The sequence below is a fragment of the Enterobacter sp. N5-15 genome (assembly GCF_057221635.1).
The window spans coordinates 2,465,412-2,484,248 of record NZ_CM170150.1; the positions used below are offsets into that span (position 1 = coordinate 2,465,412).

At 59.6% G+C, this 18,837-nt stretch carries 17 protein-coding genes; 8 read left to right on the top strand and 9 right to left on the bottom strand.

Annotated elements, in window-relative coordinates:
- Positions 1 to 62: 62 nt before the first annotated feature.
- The 7 genes from AC2TE5_RS11745 to AC2TE5_RS11775 all read right to left on the bottom strand — a co-directional run bounded on the left by AC2TE5_RS11745 (position 63) and on the right by AC2TE5_RS11775 (position 9,410).
- Positions 63 to 1,079 (bottom strand): LacI family DNA-binding transcriptional regulator, encoded by a 1,017-nt coding sequence (locus AC2TE5_RS11745; protein WP_032643129.1) that lies wholly within the window; start codon positions 1,077 to 1,079, stop codon positions 63 to 65.
- Positions 1,080 to 1,107: 28 nt separating this feature from the next.
- Positions 1,108 to 2,514 carry a sucrose-6-phosphate hydrolase gene (locus AC2TE5_RS11750; protein ID WP_213327576.1) on the bottom strand — a complete coding sequence of 469 codons (1,407 nt, stop codon included), beginning with the start codon at positions 2,512 to 2,514 and terminating at the stop codon, positions 1,108 to 1,110.
- Positions 2,514 to 3,884, bottom strand: a complete 1,371-nt coding sequence (locus tag AC2TE5_RS11755; protein WP_024909534.1) for a sucrose-specific PTS transporter subunit IIBC — start codon at positions 3,882 to 3,884, stop codon at positions 2,514 to 2,516. Before AC2TE5_RS11755 ends, AC2TE5_RS11750 begins: the two co-directional genes overlap by 1 nt.
- A gap of 67 nt (positions 3,885 to 3,951) precedes the next feature.
- Positions 3,952 to 5,469: a carbohydrate porin gene (locus tag AC2TE5_RS11760; protein WP_198885517.1), complete on the bottom strand. Its 1,518-nt coding sequence runs from the start codon at positions 5,467 to 5,469 to the stop codon at positions 3,952 to 3,954.
- Positions 5,470 to 5,642: 173 nt separating this feature from the next.
- Positions 5,643 to 6,533, bottom strand: a complete 891-nt coding sequence (locus AC2TE5_RS11765; protein ID WP_213327577.1) for an aminoimidazole riboside kinase — start codon at positions 6,531 to 6,533, stop codon at positions 5,643 to 5,645.
- Between the two features lie 88 nt (positions 6,534 to 6,621).
- Complete coding sequence (locus AC2TE5_RS11770) at positions 6,622 to 7,833, bottom strand: diguanylate phosphodiesterase (protein WP_213327578.1); 1,212 nt, start codon at positions 7,831 to 7,833, stop codon at positions 6,622 to 6,624.
- 95 nt (positions 7,834 to 7,928) lie between these two features.
- Entirely contained in the window at positions 7,929 to 9,410 is a 1,482-nt protein-coding gene (locus AC2TE5_RS11775) for an alpha/beta hydrolase (protein ID WP_484611667.1), read from the bottom strand.
- 266 nt (positions 9,411 to 9,676) lie between these two features.
- On the opposite strand from AC2TE5_RS11775, the gene AC2TE5_RS11780 reads away from it, so the two are divergent.
- From AC2TE5_RS11780 to AC2TE5_RS11810, 7 genes are read left to right on the top strand one after another with little or no spacing between them, the layout of a single operon-like run.
- A complete protein-coding gene (locus tag AC2TE5_RS11780; RefSeq protein ID WP_063142718.1) occupies positions 9,677 to 10,531 on the top strand; it encodes a MurR/RpiR family transcriptional regulator in 855 nt (284 codons plus the stop codon).
- A gap of 12 nt (positions 10,532 to 10,543) precedes the next feature.
- Positions 10,544 to 11,119 (top strand): D-alanyl-D-alanine dipeptidase, encoded by a 576-nt coding sequence (ddpX, locus tag AC2TE5_RS11785; protein WP_059346793.1) that lies wholly within the window; start codon positions 10,544 to 10,546, stop codon positions 11,117 to 11,119.
- Positions 11,120 to 11,134: 15 nt separating this feature from the next.
- Complete coding sequence (locus tag AC2TE5_RS11790; protein ID WP_484611668.1) at positions 11,135 to 12,667, top strand: ABC transporter substrate-binding protein; 1,533 nt, start codon at positions 11,135 to 11,137, stop codon at positions 12,665 to 12,667.
- Positions 12,668 to 12,690: 23 nt separating this feature from the next.
- A complete protein-coding gene (locus AC2TE5_RS11795) occupies positions 12,691 to 13,713 on the top strand; it encodes an ABC transporter permease (RefSeq protein WP_032656950.1) in 1,023 nt (340 codons plus the stop codon).
- Positions 13,710 to 14,603 carry a D,D-dipeptide ABC transporter permease gene (gene ddpC, locus AC2TE5_RS11800; RefSeq protein ID WP_484611669.1) on the top strand — a complete coding sequence of 298 codons (894 nt, stop codon included), beginning with the start codon at positions 13,710 to 13,712 and terminating at the stop codon, positions 14,601 to 14,603. Before AC2TE5_RS11795 ends, ddpC begins: the two co-directional genes overlap by 4 nt.
- Positions 14,603 to 15,589, top strand: coding sequence for an ABC transporter ATP-binding protein (locus AC2TE5_RS11805; RefSeq protein WP_484611670.1), 987 nt, complete (start codon positions 14,603 to 14,605; stop codon positions 15,587 to 15,589). The genes ddpC and AC2TE5_RS11805 overlap by 1 nt, the downstream gene beginning before the upstream one ends.
- Positions 15,582 to 16,511, top strand: coding sequence for an oligopeptide/dipeptide ABC transporter ATP-binding protein (locus AC2TE5_RS11810; RefSeq protein ID WP_484611671.1), 930 nt, complete (start codon positions 15,582 to 15,584; stop codon positions 16,509 to 16,511). Before AC2TE5_RS11805 ends, AC2TE5_RS11810 begins: the two co-directional genes overlap by 8 nt.
- Here the strand turns inward: AC2TE5_RS11810 and AC2TE5_RS11815 are convergent.
- Positions 16,508 to 17,257: an SDR family NAD(P)-dependent oxidoreductase gene (locus AC2TE5_RS11815; RefSeq protein WP_484611672.1), complete on the bottom strand. Its 750-nt coding sequence runs from the start codon at positions 17,255 to 17,257 to the stop codon at positions 16,508 to 16,510. The two genes, AC2TE5_RS11810 and AC2TE5_RS11815, sit on opposite strands and share 4 nt — an antisense overlap.
- A 114-nt stretch (positions 17,258 to 17,371) precedes the next feature.
- On the opposite strand from AC2TE5_RS11815, the gene AC2TE5_RS11820 reads away from it, so the two are divergent.
- Entirely contained in the window at positions 17,372 to 18,277 is a 906-nt protein-coding gene (locus AC2TE5_RS11820; protein ID WP_484611673.1) for a LysR family transcriptional regulator, read from the top strand.
- A 23-nt stretch (positions 18,278 to 18,300) separates the two neighbouring features.
- On the opposite strand, the gene AC2TE5_RS11825 is transcribed toward AC2TE5_RS11820, so the two are convergent.
- Positions 18,301 to 18,729: an OsmC family protein gene (locus tag AC2TE5_RS11825; protein WP_023311893.1), complete on the bottom strand. Its 429-nt coding sequence runs from the start codon at positions 18,727 to 18,729 to the stop codon at positions 18,301 to 18,303.
- Positions 18,730 to 18,837 lie beyond the last annotated feature (108 nt).

Genomic DNA, 18,837 nt, shown 5'->3' on the forward strand with positions numbered 1-18,837 from the left:
CTTATGGTTATCGGCCGTTCCAAAACTTAAATTAATTAAAGTTATTGAAGTATCAAGTCGGGCTATTTCGCTGACTTATAGCGTCGCTGCAGGGTAGCATCCAGTTTCCGCTGCAGCGGTTCCGGGGTCTCGCCCTCAATCAATTTACTAATCAAATCAAAGCAGTGCCACGCCAGCTGACGGTTATCCTGGCGAATGGTATCCACGGGGATCGTCAGCGAATCGTAGAGATAGTGATCGTCAAAACTGGCTAACCTGATATCACTTTGCAACAGGTTATGTTGGCCCATATAGCGCAGCACCCCTTCCAGCAGCCCGCAGGCGGCGGCGAACAGCGCTTTCGGCGGACGACCCAGACGGGCGCAGAGTTCAGCAAACATCTCGTACCCGGAGCTCGGGTGATAGTTGCCGTGAATGATCCACTCGGGGCGCAGTTCCACACCGGCATCACGCAGCCCTTGCTTAAACCCTTCCAGACGGTCACGCGTCGGGGATAGACGGGGCTGCCCGCCGAGGAAGTAGAACTCATCAGGATGCTGGCGCGCAATGTCGGCCACCAGTTCCGCCGTTGGGGTAATGGAATCGGTGATGACCAGCGGCAGCGCGCTGTCGTTGATGTGGCGGTCAAACAGAACAACGGGCAGCTGCTCGCTCAGCTTGTGGTAGTCCGCATCGTTAAGCATGCTGGAGGCAACAATCAGCCCGTCCACCTGACGTGCCACCATGTTGTTCACCACCACCGTCTCCTGCCCCGGGTTTTCATCGCTGCAGGAGATCAGCAGCTGAACGCCCGCCTCGCGGCACAGCGTTTCCAGCTCGTGAGAAAAGACGGCAAAACCGTAGTTGGTGATTTCCGGGACCACCAGACCAACGGTGTGGCTGCGGTTATCGCGCAGCGACCGGGCGTGAATGCTGGGCTGATAGTGGTGCTCTTTTGCAATCGCCAGCACGCGCTCGCGCGTCTCTTCCGCCACGCGGAGCTCTTTGCTGCGCCCGTTCAGGACCAGGCTGGCGGTGGCTTTTGACACACCCGCCAGCTCCGCGATGTCTTTAATGGTGACGCGTTTTGTTTTTCTCACAACGACTTAGATCCGGCTGCCAAAACCCTCATTCTATCATGCAGGCGCGCAGCGACCAGTAGCGTAATGTGATATCGGACGCACCTTCGAATCGCACCCGGGCCGGATGGTCAGGAAAATAGCGGCTGCTCATCACCCCTTCACCGTGATTGATGAAGATTTCAACGCTGGAGCGGTCGCACAGAACGCGCAAATGAGTGACGTCGCCCTGCCAGTAGCGGGTCAACGTTTCACCGGTTTTCAGGCTCGCGCGTTCAAGCCGTATACCCTGCTCATCGACCGTGAGGCGCAGCGCGCCGCCAAAATCGACATTCACCTGCGATGCGCTCAGCTCAAACTCCAGGCGCGTCGCGTCCAGGCCTGGCGCCTCGCTGGCGCGTCCCTGCCAGCGTTGCTCATCTTCGCGCAGCGCCGCCAGCTCGCGCGCCGGGGTCTGCCAGAGCCTGCCGTCGCGATAGCGTAATTCACGCGGGCAGGTCATCTGGTGCATCCAGCCGTGCGCCCGGGTTGGCTGAAGCATCTCTTCCCCGTCCGGTACGCCCATCCAGCCGATCAAAATGCGTCGCCCGTCTTCCGCCAGCGTCGTTTGCGGAGCGTAAAACTCAAAGCCCGCGTCCAGCTCGTGCAGATCGCCGTGATCGAATGCGGCGTTTGCATAGTCAAACGCCCCGCTCATCCAGGTAGCCGGATAGGTGTTAAGATAGCGATGCGGCTCGCGCGCCAGCCCCTGCGGACAGCTGATCAGGATGTGCGTTCCGTCGAGCGCGAACAGGTCCGGACACTCCCACATATACCCCGCATCCGTCAGACCGTTGACCCCGTGACCGGCGATTTCCCCGCAGGACGCCCAGGCGTGCAAATCGGCTGATTTAAACAGCAGCACCTTGCCGCGCTTTTGCACATCCTGCGCGCCGAGCACCATGTACCACTCCCCGTCGTGCTGCCACACCTTCGGGTCGCGCACGTGGCCGGTGTAGCCTTCCGGCAGCGCCAGCACAGGACCCAGCTTCTTAAAGGTCCCGTCCGGCTGTTCCACGGCGAGGCACTGCCAGGCCGTGCGGCTGCCGTCATCAAACTTGACGTTGCCGGTGTAGCACAGGGTCAGGACGCCCTGGTTATCCACGGCGCTACCGGAGTAGCAGCCGTTGCGGTCATACGCTTCGTCGGGCATCAGCGCCAGCGGCTCGTGCCGCCAGTGCACCAGGTCCGCAGAGCTCCAGTGCCCCCAGCATTTAAACCGATGCTCGCAGTCCAGCGGGTTCCACTGATAGAACAGGTGGTAGCGGCCGGCAAACCAGATAAACCCGTTGGGATCGTTCATCAGCCCCGTCACCGGCGCGGGGTGCCACTGCGGATAGTGGCTATCCGCCTGCGCCCGCGGCTGACCTTTCATAACGGCCTGCAGGATTGCAGGCCAGCGGGAAGGTAACGTCATTATTCAGAGTCCGTTTTATATTTCAGCAGCAGTGAAACGGTAAACGCCACGCCGAAGGCAATCACCATACCGATAATATAGTTGAGCAGCGAGCTGGCCTGCACGATGGCCATCCCCGGAATAGCGGTTAACCCAACGGCGGTCATGTAGACATGGACTGAGACCACCCAGGCCCCGCCCACCGCGCCGCCAATCAGCGCGGCGATAAACGGTTTCACGAAGCGCAGGTTGATACCAAAAATGGCCGCTTCGGTGATGCCCAGCATTGCAGAAAACGCCGACGGTAAGGTAATGGCTTTGATTTTGGCATCTTTGGTTTTGAACCACACCGCCAGACAGGCGCCGCCCTGCGCCACGTTCGCCATGGCCCAGATAGGCAGCAGGAAGTTCACGCCAATCGACGGGTTACCCAGCAGCCCGGCTTCGATCGCGTGGAAGCTGTGGTGAATACCGGTGATCACAATCACCGAGTAAAGCCCGCCGAACAACAGCCCGGCCAGCCAGCCCGCGTGGGCGATCAGCGTGCTCAGAACGAAGGAGATACCATCCCCTAAGGCGCGCCCCGCCGGGCCGATAATCAGCAGGGCGATAAAGCCGGAGATAACGACGGTGAGGAACGGCGTCAGGATCAGGTCTAACGCGTCCGGGATCGCGCGGCGCAGGTTTTTCTCTACGATGCTCATGAACCAGACGGCCAGCAGCACCGGGAATACCGTGCCCTGATAGCCAATCATCGCGATCTCAAGACCGAAGAAGTTCATGGTGTGGAAGCCGGAGGCCACGCCCCAGGCGTTGGTCAGCGCCGGGTGCGTCAGAATGCCGCCCAGCGTCGCGCCGAGATACGGGTTGCCGCCAAATTCCCGCGCGGCGGTAAAACCAATCAGAATAGGCAGAATGATAAACGCCGCGGAGCTACACATGTCCAGCATGATGTAGATGGCGTTATCCGCATTGACCCAGCCGTAGGTTTTCACCATGCCGAGCAGGCCCATCAGCAGACCGGATGCCACAATCGCGGGAATGATCGGGACAAAGATATTGGAGAGCAGACGGGCAATGCGCTGGAACGGGTTCAGCTTGCGCGCCGCCAGATCCGCGGCCTCAGACTTACTGGATTCGCTAATCCCCGCCGCCTGAATAAACGCGGCGTAAACCTTGTTGACCACGCCCGTGCCAAAAATCACCTGCATCTGCCCGGCGTTACGAAAACAGCCTTTTACGCCGTCGACCTTGCCGATCGCCTGCTGATCGGCAAGCGCGTCATCAACCAGCACCAGACGAAGACGCGTTGCGCAGTGCGCCGCGCTGGCGATATTTTCCTTGCCACCGAGCAGCGGAATGAGCTCGCGGGCGATTTGATTAAAATCCATAGATACCTCTGCCTGACTTCTTTTTTATGATGTGCGAAACGCTCCCGCCAGGCGGGAGCGTGATGGGTTAAAACCAGGTTTCCATCTGGACCCCAAAGTTCCATTCCCCGCCGGCGTTGAAGCCGCTGCTGCCAAAGGCATCATCGCTGGCGTAATGATCCAGTTTGCTGCTCCAGTCCATCCAGGTGGCAAACAGACGAAGCTCCGGACGGCTGAAGAAATCGCCGATTTTGCTCGCTTTTAACGTCGGCGCAAAGGTCAGCTTGTAGAAACTGCCGTTAACGGCGTTGCGGTCCTTATAACCTTCCGGACTTAAATCCATGTACTGATAGCTTCCCTCAAACGCCAGGGCGAAGTTCTGCGTCACCTCTTTAATCAGACGGGTGTTGAGCGTCACCCACTCATAGCTGTCGCCCTTGACGTAGCGATCTTTACTGCTCTGCGCCAGCACGGCGGGCGCAACGCTCCAGCCACCGCCGATTGGCGTGACACCGTAACTTGCGAAGCGCCAGGTATCCGCCTCAGGCAGCAGCGCGCCGTCGGAGCCGATGCTTTTCACTTCCGCACCCAGCCCGTGACCGTACAGCAGCGCCGTTTTGGCGGTCCCTTCCCGCAGGCCGTAGAAGCTCTCGTTGTGCAACCCAACCAAGGCATGAACGCCGGTATTGGCGGCATCGGTTTTGATAAGATCGCCGTTGGTGTCTTTACGGTCGTCGTTATCCTTCGCCCGCAGGCCGCTCACCATCAGCTGGAACGGTCCGGCGAAGTGGTTCATGCTGAGGATATAGTTCTGAACGTTATTGTCGGTCTGCTCCACGCTGCCGAAGTTGCGGCCGTAGATCGAGAAGTTGCTGCGCAGCGAATCGTTCCACTTCACGTCATAGACGCCGCCGCCGGTACCGGCGAGGAACACCACGTCGGAATCCAGCCAGTGAATGTCAAAGTTGTCGCGGTCAAAGCGTTTACCCGCCCAGAAGGTGCTGCCCTTCAGCGCGCCGGTAAAATCAGGCAGATTGCCCAGCTCCGCGAAGGCCTGGCGAATATTGAGATCGCTGGTGTCGGCTGACCAGTCGTTATAGGTTCTCTGACCGTCGGCGAGCATCGCTTTGAAGCGCGTAGTCGCCCCGTTGTCCAGGGTTTGCTTGTGCTCCAGGTTCAGCTCAACGTAGGTGTCTGCTTCGTTACCCAGACGCCCTACCGCACCGCCGGTTTCACCGGCCGGGGTCAGATAAGGACCGCTTTTGCTGCTGGAGGCCGCATCGTTCATCAGCAGGCCCGAACGGGCGTAGCCGTGGAACTCAAATCCGCTGCTTTGATCCGCCTTCTTCTCCAGCGCGGTGGTGCGCTGCGCCACCGCCTGGGTTGTGGTTTGCGTCTGCTGCTGGGCGGCAACCAGCTGCTGCGTTTTTTGTTCTGCATCGGTGGCGCGCTTCTCAGCCACCTGCGCACGCGTTTCCGCAGCCTGGAGTCGCTGCTCCATCGCGGCAAGACGCGCTTCGATACTTGTCATATCCGTCTGGGCAAAAACAGAGGTACTTCCGGCCAGCATGCCTATCATCACGGCAAGTCTGCGTTTTTTATACATTTTGTCGCATCCCTAAAAGAAGTCATTAAACGTGCTAAATTGCTAAACCGGTTTAGGTTGCTGATACTAAACCTCTGAATTTTGGATCGGCAATCTTTTTTGCTAAACCGTTTTAGTAAGTGTGATCGAGGCGACAATTCAGGCCGCCGGATGGCGGCCAGTGAAGGAAGGAATTACAGATCGTGCTGCCAGGGCAATGCGGTCATTGCTCCTTTGGCGGTAGTGGCTAACGCGCCGCAGCGCTGGGCTAAGGCGATGACGGGCGTCAGGTCCTGCCCGGCAGCCAGGCCGTAGAGCAGTCCGGCGACGAAGGCATCGCCCGCTCCGGTCGTATCAACACACTGAACGGGGGTTGCCGGATAGTGTTTCACGGTGCCGTCATGCCAGGCGATCACCCCCTCTTTTCCCTGGGTGACCAGCACCAGACGCGCCGGGCAGCGCGCCATCAGCGCGTTCAGACCGACGCTTACCGGCACATCGCCGGTTAAAAATGCCAGCTCTTCGACAGAGAGTTTCACCACGTCTGCGCTCTGCAGGGCCTGCTCCAGACAGCGGCGCAGCGCGTTCTCATCCGGCCAGAGGTCCGGGCGAATATTGGGGTCGAAGCTGACGTAGCCGCCCGCCTTGCGAATGGCGGTCATCGCCTCAAACGTCGCGGAACGGCTCGGCTCTGCGCTTAACGCGATGGAACAGACGTGCAGCCACTCTCCGGCGCTGAACGTCGGCAGATCGGCAGGTTCCAGAAACAGATCGGCGCTCGGGCGCACCATAAAGGTAAACGAGCGTTCGCCGTGGTCATCCAGATCGACCACCACCGTTGAGGTGCGGTGCGCCGGATCAAGGCGCATATGCTTCACGTCAACCCGCTCGTCGGCTAATGTCTTAGACATAAAACGTCCGAAAGGATCGTCGCCAACCCTGCCGATAAAGGCGCTCTGGCCGCCCAGCCGGGCAATGCCGACCGCAACGTTTGCGGGTGCGCCGCCGGGACACTGCAGTAATCTGCCTTCTCCATCAGGCAGCAAATCCACTACCGCATCGCCAAGTACCCAGATTTTTTTCATGTAACCCTCTCAGCTAAACTATGTTAAACCGTTTTAGCTATTTAAGCACAGGCAGGGCGAAGGGGAAATAACGGGAAGGAAATTTGGCTTAACGCACCAGATGCGGCCAGTGAATATCACCGACGCCGTTAATCTGCGGACGGGCAAACAGAAAGCCCTGGAAACGGCGGATACCGGCAGACTCGAGCCAGCACCACTCCTCTATCTTCTCGATCCCTTCGGCCACCAGGGTAATTTCGAGATCGGAGCAACAGCTGACGATGGAGCGCACAATCGCCTGCTTCGGGCCGCTGAGGTGGATATCGCTGACTATCTCCCTGTCAATCTTAATTTTATCCGGCTGGAAGCGGGTCAGCAGCGAAAGACCGGCATAGCCGGAACCAAAATCATCGATCGCCAGACCCACACCCTCGCCGCGAAGCTGCTTAATGGCGCTGTTGAACTGGTTAAGTCCGGAGATCATCTCGTTTTCAGTGATTTCGATCACCACCTGCTCCGGCTGAAGACCATGTTTTTTAATCTGATCGACCAGAAATTCCACTGCGTCGGGGACATTCACCAGCGACATCGGCAGCAGATTGACCGCAATTTTATGGCTGCCAATCCCCAGCTTTTCCGCCAGCGCAAAGGCATACGCTTTCGTCTGGAGATCGACTTCGTAGAGTTTGTCCGGGTCGAGGGTGCTGAAGAAGTGCTCCGGACTGCCGCCGTCGTTGCCGCGAATAAGGGCTTCCAGCGAGCTGATCTTCCCTTCCGAGGGCTCAACGATGGGCTGGAGCGCGAACTGACAGGTTTGGTTGGCCATCAGCCCCAGGCGTTCGCCAAAGGGTAACGCCTCGGGTGACAGCGTCCATTTTTCAGGGACGTAGCGCCCGCCCGACGGGGCCGGACGTTTGCCCATAATAAACGTCTGAATAAATTTGAACACCCGATCGTCGGAGGTGAGATAGCTGTCCAGCTTGCTGTAATGCAGAACCGACTGCAGCACCTCTTTCGGCGACTGAGTCTGCAGATCGAACAGCAACATCCCGACGTTTTCGAAGCGTCTGCGCGGGCCGTAATCCCGCATCAGTTCAACCACCCCACTGTGCCGCTTGTCCTCACGGATGGTATGGAAAAGCTTAACCACACTCTCTTCCGACCCTTCCAGGATTTGCAGAACGTCGCTCCCTTTAGCAAGGAGTACACCGGTAATGTTCAGTTTTGCGTTACGGCCTCTGGCGCGATCCACCAGCTCCCGCAGCTCGGTGGAGGGGCGGGATAAATTCAACTGGCTTCGGTAAATCAGAGTCGTCAGCACAAAAATAGGTTCCAATGAGAAAGAGAGGTGCCTTGAAGCTATTATTTAACATACTTAATCAATGCGACCTAACATATTCACACCACAGGGGAACGTTACTTTTCCGCGTCCCCGATCCGGCTGTTAATCCTCTCCTGCATATAGTCGTAAAACGGGTTCGAGGTGACCCGCATCAGCGCCTCTTTTCCGACGCTCAATACGGAGGTTTCGCCCCAGAGCGCAATTGTCCCCAGGCTGATGCCGTAGCGGTTTTTTACCCCAGGCTCACGGCCATAGAGATCGTCATCCGGCGGGAACGGCACCGCAACATGCGACAGCGAATAGACATCCTGCGGCCAGGCCTGCGCCAACGGCACGACCGTCTCCCGGGTGCTGCCGGCCGGGGTGATTTTCGCTACCGTCGAGAAGCTGTGTGCGTCCGCATTGGTAATAATCGTGACACCGTAACGTCTCTGCGCAACCGGCAGCAGCGCCGAGGTGGCCGTCCACGACGACGGTTTGAACAGCGGACGGAAGCTCGCCGCCTGGTTGATGTCAAACACCACCAGCTCGCTGCCGTTTGCCGGAAGCTGGTCAAACAGGCCGGTCACCACCGCGCGGGTGCTGACCGTAGAATCCATCACCGACTGGAACGCCAGCACCGGCGGCAAATTCGCCAGCCTGTTCTCCCGCACCGCGCGGCCAATTTGCTCCTGCAGGGCCTTCGTCAGCAGCCATGACTGCCGGGCGGCGTTCACCGGGAACGAATTATATTTATACGGGTTATATTCCGGCGCGATATTCAGCCACGCCGCTTTAGCAAACGCCGGCAGCAGCGCCGGTAGCCCGGCGAAACCGGCAAAGCGCGCAAAAGCCGTCACGCCGATCATCGGTGAGAGCAGTATTACCTGCTGCGGTCGACGAAGCGCAGGCGCGTCCAGCGCATCGAGGGTATATTTCATCGCCAGCGCCCCGCCGTTAGAGTAGCCCACCAGATGCAGCGGCACTGCCTCACCCGCCAGACGCGTGGCTTCCCGCACCGCAAGACGCGTCGCCGCCAGCCACATCTCCCAGTCAACGTCGGTCAGCGCGCCGGGCGCGGTGCCGTGCCCGGGCAGGCGCGGGACTATCGCGACAAAACCGCGTTGCTGATAGTTCACCGCAAGGCGTCTGACGCTGTAAGGCGAGTCCGTCAAACCGTGCAGCAGCACTACCGCGCCGCGGGGCTTTCCGGCAGGCATCAGCACAAACGAGCGGTTGGCATCGGGAGCAAACTGACCGGGCCACACCAGGCTCTGGCGATAAAAGCGGTTTAACGGCGAACGTTCCTCCCCCTCTGTTTTCGCCGTCACCGCGCGGTCGAGATCGGCGAAAATGGTGTTTTCCCGGGCGATATACCCGGCAAAATTGGCGTTATCCATCTCGCGCACGGACATCTCGTCGGCCCGCCAGGTATGCCAGAGGTGCAGTTCCGGTCCCTGCTGCGAGAGATAGACCCTAACCGCCAGCAGGACGACCAGTACGATCCCTACGACCATCCCTATTTTCTTTGCAAGCGTCATCAGGCGCACGCTGACTCGCCAGGGCAGATTTGCCATGCCGGGATCCCTTTTATGTTCTCAGTACATCTATCTTATCAAAAATGTGAACGGACTGACGTATTCACCAAATTCATACCTGCCGCGTCAGACAGTGCACCAAAAGTGAACTACGCTGCACAAATGTTGATCATTGGTTAAACAATTATTGCATGAAGTTTACTGCACAGCGGGTTTAACCCGCCCTGTGAACATGGCACGCGTCATGCATTGTTAACCAGGTAACACAAACTCAGCCATTGACAGCCTGTTAACAGCGAGGCGGTATGACGACGAAACCTGAGATGTTGAGCCGTATCGAAGCGACGTTCAGCCAGCTCACGCCCAGCGAAAAGCGGGTCGGAAGCTGGCTGCTGGCGCACGCCGCGCAAATCCCGTTTGAAACGGCTGAGAGCGTGGGTCAGGCGAGCGGAACCAGCGGTATTACCGTCGGACGCTTCCTGCGCAAGCTGGGGTATCGCAACCTGGAAGATGCCAAAAAGAGCCTGCGCGATCCGTATCAGCCCTGGGGCATGAACGAGCGGCTGGACTCCTGGCAGCAGCAGCGCCCCCTTTCCAGCCGCCTTCAGCATGCCCTGTCGCTGGAAGTAGATGCCATCACGCAGGTATACCAGCTGGCGCAAACGGACGCCTTCCGTCAGGTGGTGCACAACCTCGCCCACGCTGACGCGGTGTTTGTGCTGGGGATCCAGTCCACGCGAGGGATTGCCAACGCCTTCTTCAGCCACCTTGAGTACCTCCGCCCGCGGGTGAGCTATTCGGAGGGGGCGTCCGGCAGCTGGGTAGAATCCCTGAACTCGGGGTTTTCGCACCCGTACGTTGTGCTGACCGACACGCGCACCTACTCCTCGATGGCCCGCCAGTACTGCCGCGTCGCCAGCGAGAAAGGCATTCCGCTGGCCTTAATCACCGACATCTGGTGCCCCTGGGCGCGGGATTACCCGATTGATTTACTGCAGGTGAAAACCGATACCGGTCATTTCTGGGATTCACTTGCCCCCGTGAGCTGCCTGTTCAACCTGCTGCTGTCGGGCGTGGCGGAAGCGCTGGGTGACGCGCTCCCGGCACGACTGGCGGTCAACCGACAATTACAACAAGAATTTGGTCAATTCGAACGCTAAAGGAGCGGAGCTATGCCCGAAGAGAGTGAACTGATTGATGTGGCGAAGACGTTTCCCACGCTGCATATCGATCTGAAGTACGCCACCGCCGACAACATCACCGGCCGCCCGATCTATCAGGAGGCGCTGTGCCTGCTGCATAGCGACGCGGCCACCGCGCTGGCAAAAGCCATCAGCATTGCCTCCCTGGCCGGGCTGAAGCTGGTGGTCTACGACGCCTATCGACCGCAGCAGGCGCAGGCTCAGCTGTGGGATGCCTGCCCGAACCCGGAATATGTGGTCGACGTGGCGATTGGCTCCAATCACAGCCGCGGTACGGCCATCGACGTCACCCTGATGGATGAACATAACGCCGTGCTGGATATGGGGGCAGGTTTTGACGAAATGCATGACCGATCGCATCCGTATCACCCCTCCGTGCCGCCGCACGCCCAGCGCAACCGTCTGCTGTTGAACGCCATCATGTTCGGCGGCGGTTTTGTGGGTATCAGCAGCGAATGGTGGCACTTCGAACTGCCGAATGCCGCCAGCTACCCGCTGCTAGACGACCGTTTTGCCTGTTTTCCACTGACGCACACCTCTCTTTAAACCTGGAGCACTGCCATGAAAACATCGCTTATTTCGACTCTGATCGCCGCCACGCTGGCCCTGAGCGCACCGCTGGCGCTGGCTGCCGTCCCGAAAGACATGCTGGCGATCGGCAAAGCCGCCGACCCGCAAACGCTCGACCCTGCCATCACCATTGATAACAACGACTGGACCGTCACCTATCCTTCCTACCAGCGTCTGGTCAAATACAAGCCAGGCTCTACCGAGGTGGAAGGCGATCTGTCGACGGGCTGGAAGGCGTCCGACGACCAGAAGGAGTGGACCTTTACCCTGGCGGATAACGCGAAATTCTCTGACGGCACGCCGGTCACCGCGGAAGCGGTAAAACTCTCCTTTGAGCGCCTGCTGAAGCTCGGCCAGGGGCCGTCTGAAGCCTTCCCGAAAGACCTGAAAATTGATGCCGTCGATGACCATACGGTGAAGTTCTCCCTCAGCCAGCCGTTCGCGCCTTTCCTCTATACGCTGGCAAACGACGGGGCGTCCATCATTAACCCGGCGGTGCTGAAGGCCAATGCGGCGGACGATGCGCGCGGTTTTCTGGCGCAAAACACCGCCGGTTCCGGCCCGTTTATGCTCAAAAGCTGGCAGAAAGGCCAGCAGCTGATCCTGGTGCCTAACCCCCACTGGCAGGGTGAGAAGCCGCACTTTAAGCGCGTCTCGGTGAAAATTATCGGTGAAAGCGCCTCGCGCCGACTGCAGCTTTCCCGCGGCGATCTGGACATTGCTGACGCCCTGCCGGTCGATCAGCTTGCGGCTCTGAAGCAGGAAGGCAAAGTCGCCGTCGCGGAATACCCCTCCCTGCGCGTGACTTACCTCTATCTCAACAACGGTAAAGCGCCGCTCAATCAGGTGGATTTACGCCGGGCCATCTCCTGGGCGACGGATTACCAGGGGATGGTAAAAGGCATTCTGAGCGGCAACGGCAAGCAGATGCGCGGCCCAATCCCGGAAGGCATGTGGGGCTTTGACGCCACGGCAATGCAGTACAGCTTCGATGAGGCCAAAGCCAAAGCGGCGCTGGAGAAGGTCAAAGACAAACCCGCCAGCCTGACCTTCCTCTACTCGGATAACGACCCGAACTGGGAGCCGATCGCCCTTTCCACTCAGGCCAGCCTTGGCAAGATCGGCATTAACGTCAAGCTGGAAAAACTGGCCAATGCCACCATGCGCGACCGTGTCGGAAAAGGCGATTACGACATTGCCATCGGCAACTGGAGCCCGGACTTTGCCGACCCGTACATGTTCATGAACTACTGGTTCGAATCGGACAAAAAAGGGCTGCCGGGCAACCGTTCGTTCTATGAGAACAAAGAGGTTGATTCCCTGCTGCAGGCCGCGCTGAAAACGACCGATCAGGCGGAACGCACCAAAGATTACCAGCAGGCGCAAAAGGTGGTCATCGACGAGGCGGCCTACGTTTATCTGTTCCAGAAGAACTACCAGCTGGCGATGAACAAAGAGGTCAAAGGCTTCACCTTTAATCCGATGCTCGAGCAGGTGTTCAACATCGCCACCATGAGTAAATAACGGTTCTCGCCGGGGGAAAGTGTATGACGTTCTGGAGCATCGTGCGCCAGCGCTGCTGGGGGTTAATCCTGGTGGTGGCCGGTGTCTGTATTATCACCTTTATTATTTCACACCTGATCCCCGGCGACCCGGCCCGTCTGCTGGCCGGCGATCGCGCCAGCGACGAAATCGTGCAGAACATCCGCCAGCAGCTAGGGCTGGATCGGCCGCTGTATATACAGTTTGGCCGCTACGTGGACGCTCTGGCGCACGGCGATTTAGGCACATCCATCCGTACCGGGCGTCCGGTCGCCGAAGATCTGAAGGCCTTTTTCCCCGCCACGCTGGAGCTGGCCTTTTGCTCTCTGCTGCTGGCGCTGGTCATCGGCGTGCCGCTGGGGATTTTATCGGCGGTGTACCGCAACCGCTGGCTCGATCACCTGGTGCGTTTAATGGCGATGACCGGGATCTCCACGCCTGCCTTCTGGCTTGGGCTGGGCGTCATCGTACTGTTCTACGGGCACCTGCAGATTCTGCCGGGCGGCGGCAGGCTGGACGACTGGCTCGATCCCCCGACGCACGTCACCGGATTTTATCTGCTGGACGCGCTGCTGGAGGGCAACGGTGAGGTGTTCTTCAACGCGCTTCAGCACCTGATTTTGCCCTCGCTGACGCTGGCGTTTGTTCACCTGGGGATTGTGGCGCGCCAGGTTCGCTCGGCGATGCTGGAGCAGCTTAGCGAGGACTACATCCGCACCGCGCGCGCCAGCGGCCTGCCCGGCTGGTACATCGTCCTGCGCTACGCCCTGCCCAATGCGATGATCCCGTCCATCACCGTCCTCGGGCTGGCGCTGGGCGATCTGCTTTACGGCGCCGTGCTGACCGAAACCGTCTTTGCCTGGCCGGGCATGGGCGCCTGGGTGGTGACGTCCATTCAGGCGCTCGATTTCCCTGCCGTAATGGGCTTTGCCGTCGTCGTTTCGCTGGCCTACGTGCTGGTTAATCTGGTGGTCGATCTGCTTTACCTGTGGATTGACCCGCGAATCGGGCGCGGAGGTGCCGAATGATGTTAACGCAGGAAACGCCCGTCCCGGTTAAAACCGCCAGACAACGCATCAACTGGGCAAAGCTGTTCTGGATGCTGCGTCAAGGCCCGCTCACGATCGTTGGCGGCGTCATTATGATTGCGATGCTCTTTCTGATGGTGGCCTCACCGTGGATTGTGCCGCATGACCCGAACGCGCTGGATCTGACCGCCCGCCTGCAGGCGCCTTCTGCGCAACACTGGTTTGGTACCGATGAGGTAGGACGCGACCTGTTCAGCCGCGTGCTGACGGGCAGCCAGCAGTCGATTACCGCCGGGCTGGCGGTCGTGGTGATTGCGGGCGGCATTGGCTCACTGCTGGGCTGTCTGTCCGGCGTACTGGGCGGGCGCGGCGACGCCATTATCATGCGGGTGATGGACATTATGCTCTCCATTCCCTCCCTGGTGCTGACCATGGCGCTGGCCGCCGCGCTCGGTCCGAGCCTGTTTAACGCCATGCTGGCGATTGCGATTGTCCGCATCCCGTTTTACGTCCGCCTGGCGCGCGGGCAAACCCTGGTGGTGCGCCAGTTTACCTACGTCCAGGCCGCCCGCACCTTTGGCGCGTCCCGCTGGCATTTGATCCGCTGGCATATCCTGCGCAACGCCCTGCCGCCGCTGATTGTGCAGGCTTCGCTGGACATCGGCAGCGCCATTCTGATGGCCGCCACGCTGGGGTTTATTGGCCTGGGCGCGCAGCAGCCGACCGCCGAATGGGGGGCGATGGTGGCCGTGGGCCGTAACTACGTCCTGGACCAGTGGTGGTACTGCGCCTTTCCCGGTGCGGCGATTTTAATTACCGCCGTGGGCTTTAACCTGTTTGGCGACGGTATCCGCGATCTGCTGGATCCGAAGTCGGGAGGAAAACAGTAATGACCGAACCGGTATTACGTATTGAAGACCTGCATCTGAGCTTCCCGATTTTTCGCGGTGAGGTCCACGCGCTGAACCACGTCTCGCTGGAGATCGGCAGGGGCGAAATTGTCGGCGTGGTGGGCGAGTCGGGGTCGGGTAAATCCGTGACCGCCATGCTCGCCATGCGGCTGCTGCCGGAAGGGAGCTACCGCATTCATCACGGTCAGGTGAAGTTACTCGGCGAAAACGTCCTGACGGCGTCCGAGAAGCAGCTTAGACAGTGGCGCGGAGCACGAGTGGCAATGATTTTTCAGGAGCCCATGACAGCCCTCAACCCGACGCGGCGGATTGGCAAACAGATGGTGGAGGTGATCCGCCAGCATCAGACGCTTTCGCGGCGCGAGGCGCAGCAGAAGGCGATTACCCTGCTGGAAGAGATGCAAATCCCGGACGCGAAGCAGGTCATGGAGCGTTATCCGTTTGAACTGTCCGGCGGCATGCGCCAGCGGGTGATGATCGCCCTTGCCTTCTCCTGCGAGCCGGAGCTGATCGTCGCCGACGAGCCGACCACCGCGCTGGACGTTACCGTCCAGCTCCAGGTGCTGCGCTTGCTGAAGCATAAGGCGCGGGCCAGCGGTACCTCGGTGTTGTTTATCAGCCATGATATGGCCGTGGTGTCGCAGCTTTGCGACAGAATGTACGTGATGTATGCGGGCAGCGTGATCGAGAGCGGTGCCACGCAAACGCTGATCCACCGCCCCGTGCATCCCTATTCCATCGGCCTGCTGCAGTGCGCCCCGGAAAACGGCGAGCCGCGCGCTCTGCTTCCCGCCATCCCCGGCACGGTGCCCAACCTCAGCCAGCTTCCGCAGGGTTGCGCCTTCCGAGAGCGCTGCTTTGCCGCTGGGGCGAAATGCAGCGAAACGCCGCGCTTACAGCCCAATGGCGCAGAAGGCCAACAGGCTGCCTGCTGGTACCCACAACGGGAGAAACACCATGTCTGATGTACTGCTGGAACTGGATAGCGTGCACGTGAACTTTGCGGCGCGCAAAAACTGGCTGGGGCGCGTAACGGAACAGGTACATGCCCTCAACGGGCTCGATCTTCAGATCCGTCGGGGGGAAACGCTGGGCATTGTTGGGGAATCCGGCTGCGGGAAAAGCACGCTGGCCCAGCTGCTGATGGGCATGCTTAAGCCCAGCACCGGCGCATGCCAGCGGGCGCACCACGCGGGCGGCATGCAGATGGTGTTTCAGGATCCGCTCTCTTCGCTCGACCCGCGATTGCCGGTCTGGCGCATCATCACCGAGCCGGTGTGGGTGCAGAAACGCAGCAGCGAGCGCGTGCGCCGTCAGCTGGCGGAGGATCTGGCGCTGCAGGTTGGCATTCGCCCGGAATATCTCAACAGGCTTCCGCACGCCTTCTCCGGCGGGCAGCGCCAGCGCATTGCCATCGCCCGGGCGCTGTCGTCCGACCCCGATATTATCGTGCTGGATGAACCCACCAGCGCGCTGGATATCTCCGTGCAGGCGCAAATCCTCAACCTGCTGGTGAACCTGCAGCAGCAGCGTAATCTGACCTACGTGTTAATTTCGCATAACGTCTCGGTGGTCAGACACATGAGCGACCGGGTGGCGGTGATGTACCTCGGGCAGATTGTGGAGCTGGGCAGCGCCGCGCAGGTGCTTGGCGAGCCGCGCCATCCCTATACCCGTCTGTTGCTCGACTCGGTTCCCCGCACCGGTGAACCGCTGGATGAAAATCTGGCGTTACGCAAAACGGAGCTTCCCGGCAACCGTCATCTGCCCGAAGGCTGTTTTTTCCGCGACCGTTGTCCGATGGCAACGCAGGGGTGTGAGCGTCCCCAGCCGTTACAGCCCTCACGCGAGGGCCGTAACGTCCGCTGCTGGCGCAGTCTGGATTAGATTTGGGCCATCCCGCCGTCCACGAACAGCTCGGTGGCGTTAATAAAGCTGGCCGCGTCGGAGGCCAGAAACGCCACCGCTTTACCCACCTCACCCGGCGCGCCTAAACGCCCCAGCGGTACCTGTGCGGCCAGCACGTCGTACAGCCCCTGACGGTGTTCTTCTGGCACCAGATCGCCGAGACCCGGCGTTTTGATTGGCCCCGGGCTCACCACGTTGACGCGGATCCCGCGGCCCTGCAAATCCAGCGCCCAGGAGCGGGCAAAGTTGCGCACGGCGGCCTTACTGGCGCTGTAGACGCTGAAGTTGGCCGTCCCTTTAATGGACACCGTCGAGCCGGTCAGAATAATCGACGATCCGGCGGATAACAGCGGCAGCGCCTTCTGCACCGTAAACAGCACTCCGCGAACGTTAGTGCCGAAAATCCGGTCAAACTGCTCTTCGGTGATCGCGCCCAGCGGCAGCATATCGCCGCCACCGGCGTTGGCGAACAGAATATCAAGACGGCCTTCTTCTTTTGCTATCCGGGCATAGACCTCATCTAGATCGGCAAGCTTAGAGACGTCCGCGCGAATGCCTACCGCGGTTGAAGCAATTTCAGCCACCGCCGCGTCCAGCTCGGCCCGGCGACGCCCGGTGATGTATACCTTCGCACCCTGAGCCGCCAGCTCCTGCGCCGTGGCAAGACCAATACCGGTGCTGCCGCCGGTGACCAGTGCGATTTTTCCTGAGAGAGTCGTGTTCATGTCATTTACCTTTTGTTGGGTTTGCGTTGGACAAACTTTAGCCCTTGCGGCATTAGTGAAAAACAGGCAAAAATGAAAATGACTATTCACCCACAGAAATAATCAGAGGTCATCATGGACCAGCTCATGGCGATGCGCGCTTTTACGCGGGTCGTGGAGTCAGGCAGTTTTACCCGCGCGGCGGACTCGCTGAATATGCCGATCGCCACGCTGAGCAAGCTGGTTAAATCGCTAGAGTCGCACCTGGAGATACGTCTCCTGCACCGGACGACTCGCCGGGTAGTCGCGACGCCTGAAGGGATGGAATACTATGAAAAAGCGCTCAGGGTGCTGATTGATATCGAAGATATCGACACCTCGTTTCGCATTTCCCGCGCGACGCCAAAAGGGCATTTGCGGGTTGACGTGGGCGGCTCCACCGCCCGGGACGTGCTCATCCCCCTGCTGCCGGAATTTATGCGGCGCTACCCGGATATCCGCATCGACCTTGGCGTGGCCGACCGGCCGGTCGATCTCATCAGCGGTAACGTAGACTGCGTGATCCGCGGCGGGCCGCTGGACGACTCGACCCTCATCGCCCGCCATCTCGGTAACGCCGAGATGGTCACCTGCGCGACGCCGGGTTACCTGAAAAATCATGGCGTACCGGCCTATCCGCAGGAGCTGTGCAACGGGCACAAGCTGATCAGCTACCTTTCGCCCGTCACCGGGCGGGCATTTCCGTTTCGCTTCAGACAGAACGGCGAGGCGCTGGAAATCAACATTCCGCACTATTTCGGCGTCAATGAAAGTAATGCCCATCTGGCTGCTGCCGCGGCGGGGCTGGGGATCGTTCAGACCTTTGAGTATTCGGCAAAGTCGTATTTGCAGGCGGGAACGCTGACGGCGATCCTGGGCGACTGGCGCCCTGCCGCCTATCCGTTTCATGTGGTTTACCCGCAGAACCGGCATTTGACGCACAGACTGAAGGTCTTTATCGCCTGGCTGGCGGAGGTGTTCCCCGCCGCGCTGAAGGGGTAGCCGGGCGCGAACCCGGCTGGGGCTTAGTTAAGCTTATAGTCCAGGGTAATCTCGGCTTTCAGGAGCTGCGATACCGGACAGCCCGCTTTTGCTTTCTGAATAATGCCATCGAACTGCTGGGGGGCGATGCCGGGAACGGTCACTTTGCTTTTCAGGGCAACCTTAGTGATGGCAAAGCCGCCGTCGGTTTTATCCAGAGAGACGTCCGCCGTAGTATCAATAGAGTCGGCGGTATAGCCCGCTTCCCCAAGCATCAGCGACAGCGCCATTGAGAAGCAGGCCGCATGTGCCGCGCCAATCAATTCTTCGGGGTTGGTCCCCTTTTCACCCTCAAAGCGGGTATTGAAACCATAAGGCTGTTGATTGAGAACGCCGCTCTCGGTGGAAACCGTTCCTTTTCCGCGCTTAATGTCGCCAGACCAGTGTGCCGAACCGTGCTTATGAATAGTCATTCTTGCTCTCCTTTTGGCTTACAAAGGGTTAAGTATAGACTACGCATCTGGCCCACCCTGGAACACAGACAATTCCAGGACTTTCACCTGCTGTACCGACAAAAAGGA